This window comes from Zestomonas ipomoeae, assembly GCF_057128665.1.
Genome location: NZ_JBSKHQ010000038.1, coordinates 1 through 5722 on the forward strand (window position 1 = coordinate 1; position 5722 = coordinate 5722).

Annotated in this window: 2 tRNA genes and 3 rRNA genes; all 5 read left to right on the forward strand. The window is 52.4% G+C overall.

Annotation, left to right across the window (positions count from 1 at the left end):
- The first annotated feature begins 540 nt into the window (after positions 1-540).
- The 5 genes from ACWKV7_RS23540 (at position 541) to rrf (ending at position 5691) form a co-directional block, all read left to right on the forward strand.
- Positions 541-2077, forward strand: a 16S ribosomal RNA gene (locus ACWKV7_RS23540).
- 64 nt (positions 2078-2141) lie between these two features.
- Positions 2142-2218 (forward strand) — tRNA-Ile (locus ACWKV7_RS23545).
- Positions 2219-2247: 29 nt separating this feature from the next.
- Positions 2248-2323: transfer RNA gene (locus tag ACWKV7_RS23550), tRNA-Ala, on the forward strand.
- Between the two features lie 223 nt (positions 2324-2546).
- Positions 2547-5438: ribosomal RNA gene (locus ACWKV7_RS23555) — 23S ribosomal RNA — on the forward strand.
- A 137-nt stretch (positions 5439-5575) separates the two neighbouring features.
- Positions 5576-5691 (forward strand): 5S ribosomal RNA (rrf, locus tag ACWKV7_RS23560).
- The 16S, 23S and 5S rRNA genes sit together here with 2 tRNA genes alongside, the layout of an rRNA operon.
- The last annotated feature ends 31 nt before the right edge of the window (positions 5692-5722 follow it).

A 5722-nucleotide genomic window follows, 5' to 3' on the forward strand; every position in this document is an offset into this window, starting at 1 on the left:
CATTTAAGTGTTGACGTGGATTTCGTGGGGCCTATAATGCGCACCACTTCCGGTGCAGGCCTCTCGGAAAACTCCTTGGAAATCAAAGAGTTGGACGAAAATAAGGGTTGCAACGGCGGCGGGTTCGAGTAGAATGCGCCGGGCTGACAGGGTGGTGGTTGAGCTCTGTTGGTGTTTCGGTCGAGCCGATCGAAAGCGGTGAAAAAGAGGTGTTGACAGCGAGTTTGAACGCTGTAGAATGCGCCTCCCGCTGACGAGAAGCTGAGCTGATCGAAAGCGCAAGCGGTTGAGTAGAAAAGAAATTTTCGAAAATAAAGCTTGACGGAAAGATGAGGCGCTGTAGAATGCGCGCCTCGGTTGAGACGAAAGACTTGACCAACTGCTCTTTAACAACTGAATCAAGCAATTCGTGTGGGTGCTTGTGAATGTAAGACTGGTAGTCGACTGATTATCAGCAACACAAGTAACACTCGTGAATTCGAGAGTTTATTTGCGATTGCTGAGCCAAGTTTAGGGTTTTCTCAAAACCCAAGCAGTATTGAACTGAAGAGTTTGATCATGGCTCAGATTGAACGCTGGCGGCAGGCCTAACACATGCAAGTCGAGCGGCAGCGGGTCCTTCGGGATGCCGGCGAGCGGCGGACGGGTGAGTAATGCCTAGGAATCTGCCTGGTAGTGGGGGATAACGTTCGGAAACGGACGCTAATACCGCATACGTCCTACGGGAGAAAGTGGGGGATCTTCGGACCTCACGCTATCAGATGAGCCTAGGTCGGATTAGCTAGTAGGTGAGGTAATGGCTCACCTAGGCGACGATCCGTAACTGGTCTGAGAGGATGATCAGTCACACTGGAACTGAGACACGGTCCAGACTCCTACGGGAGGCAGCAGTGGGGAATATTGGACAATGGGCGAAAGCCTGATCCAGCCATGCCGCGTGTGTGAAGAAGGTCTTCGGATTGTAAAGCACTTTAAGTTGGGAGGAAGGGCAGTAAGCTAATACCTTGCTGTTTTGACGTTACCGACAGAATAAGCACCGGCTAACTTCGTGCCAGCAGCCGCGGTAATACGAAGGGTGCAAGCGTTAATCGGAATTACTGGGCGTAAAGCGCGCGTAGGTGGTTTGGTAAGTTGGATGTGAAAGCCCTGGGCTCAACCTGGGAACTGCATCCAAAACTGCCTGACTAGAGTACGGTAGAGGGTGGTGGAATTTCCTGTGTAGCGGTGAAATGCGTAGATATAGGAAGGAACACCAGTGGCGAAGGCGACCACCTGGACTGATACTGACACTGAGGTGCGAAAGCGTGGGGAGCAAACAGGATTAGATACCCTGGTAGTCCACGCCGTAAACGATGTCGACTAGCCGTTGGGATCCTTGAGATCTTAGTGGCGCAGCTAACGCATTAAGTCGACCGCCTGGGGAGTACGGCCGCAAGGTTAAAACTCAAATGAATTGACGGGGGCCCGCACAAGCGGTGGAGCATGTGGTTTAATTCGAAGCAACGCGAAGAACCTTACCTGGCCTTGACATGCTGAGAACTTTCCAGAGATGGATTGGTGCCTTCGGGAACTCAGACACAGGTGCTGCATGGCTGTCGTCAGCTCGTGTCGTGAGATGTTGGGTTAAGTCCCGTAACGAGCGCAACCCTTGTCCTTAGTTACCAGCACGTTATGGTGGGCACTCTAAGGAGACTGCCGGTGACAAACCGGAGGAAGGTGGGGATGACGTCAAGTCATCATGGCCCTTACGGCCAGGGCTACACACGTGCTACAATGGTCGGTACAGAGCGTCGCCAAGCCGCGAGGTGGAGCTAATCGCACAAAACCGATCGTAGTCCGGATCGCAGTCTGCAACTCGACTGCGTGAAGTCGGAATCGCTAGTAATCGTGAATCAGAATGTCACGGTGAATACGTTCCCGGGCCTTGTACACACCGCCCGTCACACCATGGGAGTGGGTTGCTCCAGAAGTAGCTAGTCTAACCTTCGGGGGGACGGTTACCACGGAGTGATTCATGACTGGGGTGAAGTCGTAACAAGGTAGCCGTAGGGGAACCTGCGGCTGGATCACCTCCTTAATCGAAGACATCAGCTTCTTCATAAGCTCCCACACGAATTGCTTGATTCATTGCGAAGACGATTGGGTCTGTAGCTCAGTTGGTTAGAGCGCACCCCTGATAAGGGTGAGGTCGGCAGTTCGAATCTGCCCAGACCCACCAATGTTGTGGGGCGCAGGCTTCAAGACATTGGGGCCATAGCTCAGCTGGGAGAGCGCCTGCTTTGCACGCAGGAGGTCAGGAGTTCGATCCTCCTTGGCTCCACCACCACTCGTTAGAGTTCAGAAATGAACGTTACCGCGATAACGTTGATTTCTGGTCTTTACCAGAATCGTTCTTTAAAAATTTGGGTATGTGATAGAAGTAGACTGATTAATCTCTTTCACTGGTGATTAATCAAGTCAAGGTAAAATTTGCGAGTTCAAGCGCGAATTTTCGGCGAATGTCGTCTTCACGTTAGAGACAGTAACCAGATTGCTTGGGGTTATATGGTCAAGTGAAGAAGCGCATACGGTGGATGCCTTGGCAGTCAGAGGCGATGAAAGACGTGGTAGCCTGCGATAAGCTTCGGGGAGTCGGCAAACAGACTTTGATCCGGAGATCTCTGAATGGGGGAACCCACTCAGCATAAGCTGAGTATCTTGTACTGAATCCATAGGTGCAAGAGGCGAACCAGGGGAACTGAAACATCTAAGTACCCTGAGGAAAAGAAATCAACCGAGATTCCCTTAGTAGTGGCGAGCGAACGGGGACTAGCCCTTAAGCTTCTTTGATTTTAGCGGAACGCTCTGGAAAGTGCGGCCATAGTGGGTGATAGCCCTGTACGCGAAAGGATCTTAGAAGTGAAATCGAGTAGGACGGCGCACGAGAAACGTTGTCTGAACATGGGGGGACCATCCTCCAAGGCTAAATACTACTGACTGACCGATAGTGAACCAGTACCGTGAGGGAAAGGCGAAAAGAACCCCGGAGAGGGGAGTGAAATAGAACCTGAAACCGTATGCGTACAAGCAGTGGGAGCCTACTTTGTTAGGTGACTGCGTACCTTTTGTATAATGGGTCAGCGACTTATTTTCAGTGGCGAGCTTAACCGAATAGGGGAGGCGTAGCGAAAGCGAGTCTTAATAGGGCGCTTTAGTCGCTGGGAATAGACCCGAAACCGGGCGATCTATCCATGGGCAGGTTGAAGGTTAGGTAACACTGACTGGAGGACCGAACCGACTACCGTTGAAAAGTTAGCGGATGACCTGTGGATCGGAGTGAAAGGCTAATCAAGCTCGGAGATAGCTGGTTCTCCTCGAAAGCTATTTAGGTAGCGCCTCGTGTATCACTGCTGGGGGTAGAGCACTGTTTCGGCTAGGGGGTCATCCCGACTTACCAAACCGATGCAAACTCCGAATACCAGCAAGTGTCAGCACGGGAGACACACGGCGGGTGCTAACGTCCGTCGTGAAAAGGGAAACAACCCAGACCGTCAGCTAAGGTCCCAAAGTCCTGGTTAAGTGGGAAACGATGTGGGAAGGCTTAGACAGCTAGGAGGTTGGCTTAGAAGCAGCCACCCTTTAAAGAAAGCGTAATAGCTCACTAGTCGAGTCGGCCTGCGCGGAAGATGTAACGGGGCTCAAACCAGGCACCGAAGCTACGGGTTCATCGTAAGATGAGCGGTAGAGGAGCGTTCTGTAAGCCTGTGAAGGTGAGTTGAGAAGCTCGCTGGAGGTATCAGAAGTGCGAATGCTGACATGAGTAACGACAATGGGAGTGAAAAACTCCCACGCCGAAAGACCAAGGGTTCCTGCGCAACGTTAATCGACGCAGGGTGAGTCGGTCCCTAAGGCGAGGCTGAAGAGCGTAGTCGATGGGAAACGGGTTAATATTCCCGTACTTCTAGTTACTGCGATGGGGGGACGGAGAAGGCTAGGCCAGCAAGGCGTTGGTTGTCCTTGTTTAAGGTGGTAGGCCGAACACTTAGGCAAATCCGGGTGTTCAAGGCCGAGAGCTGATGACGAGCGTTCTTTTAGAACGCGAAGTGGTTGATGCCATGCTTCCAGGAAAAGCCTCTAAGCTTCAGGTAACTAGGAACCGTACCCCAAACCGACACAGGTGGTTGGGTAGAGAATACCAAGGCGCTTGAGAGAACTCGGGTGAAGGAACTAGGCAAAATGGCACCGTAACTTCGGGAGAAGGTGCGCCGGTGAGGGTGAAGCATTTACTGCGTAAGCTCATGCCGGTCGAAGATACCAGGCCGCTGCGACTGTTTATTAAAAACACAGCACTCTGCAAACACGAAAGTGGACGTATAGGGTGTGACGCCTGCCCGGTGCCGGAAGGTTAATTGATGGGGTTAGCGCAAGCGAAGCTCTTGATCGAAGCCCCGGTAAACGGCGGCCGTAACTATAACGGTCCTAAGGTAGCGAAATTCCTTGTCGGGTAAGTTCCGACCTGCACGAATGGCGTAACGATGGCGGCGCTGTCTCCACCCGAGACTCAGTGAAATTGAAATCGCTGTGAAGATGCAGTGTATCCGCGGCTAGACGGAAAGACCCCGTGAACCTTTACTGTAGCTTTGCACTGGACTTTGAGCCTGCTTGTGTAGGATAGGTGGGAGGCTTTGAAGCGTGGACGCCAGTTCGCGTGGAGCCATCCTTGAAATACCACCCTGGCATGCTTGAGGTTCTAACTCTGGTCCGTTATCCGGATCGAGGACAGTGTATGGTGGGCAGTTTGACTGGGGCGGTCTCCTCCTAAAGAGTAACGGAGGAGTACGAAGGTGCGCTCAGACCGGTCGGAAATCGGTCGTAGAGTATAAAGGCAAAAGCGCGCTTGACTGCGAGACAGACACGTCGAGCAGGTACGAAAGTAGGTCTTAGTGATCCGGTGGTTCTGTATGGAAGGGCCATCGCTCAACGGATAAAAGGTACTCCGGGGATAACAGGCTGATACCGCCCAAGAGTTCATATCGACGGCGGTGTTTGGCACCTCGATGTCGGCTCATCACATCCTGGGGCTGAAGCCGGTCCCAAGGGTATGGCTGTTCGCCATTTAAAGTGGTACGCGAGCTGGGTTTAGAACGTCGTGAGACAGTTCGGTCCCTATCTGCCGTGGACGTTTGAGATTTGAGAGGGGCTGCTCCTAGTACGAGAGGACCGGAGTGGACGAACCTCTGGTGTTCCGGTTGTCACGCCAGTGGCATTGCCGGGTAGCTATGTTCGGAAAAGATAACCGCTGAAAGCATCTAAGCGGGAAACTTGCCTCAAGATGAGATCTCACTGGAGCCTCGAGCTCCCTGAAGGGCCGTCGAAGACTACGACGTTGATAGGTTGGGTGTGTAAGCGCTGTGAGGCGTTGAGCTAACCAATACTAATTGCCCGTGAGGCTTGACCATATAACACCCAAACAATCTGTTGTTTGCGTGTCAGACGGTTGAAGTCGACAACAAACCGAAAATTTGCAACGAGCTCGCAACTCAATCACATACCCAATTCGCTGTAGCGTCTAACACACGATACAGCTACCGAATTGCTTGACGACCATAGAGCGTTGGAACCACCTGATCCCATCCCGAACTCAGTAGTGAAACGACGCATCGCCGATGGTAGTGTGGGGTTTCCCCATGTGAGAGTAGGTCATCGTCAAGCTTCTATCCCAAACCCCCCATCCGCCAAGCGG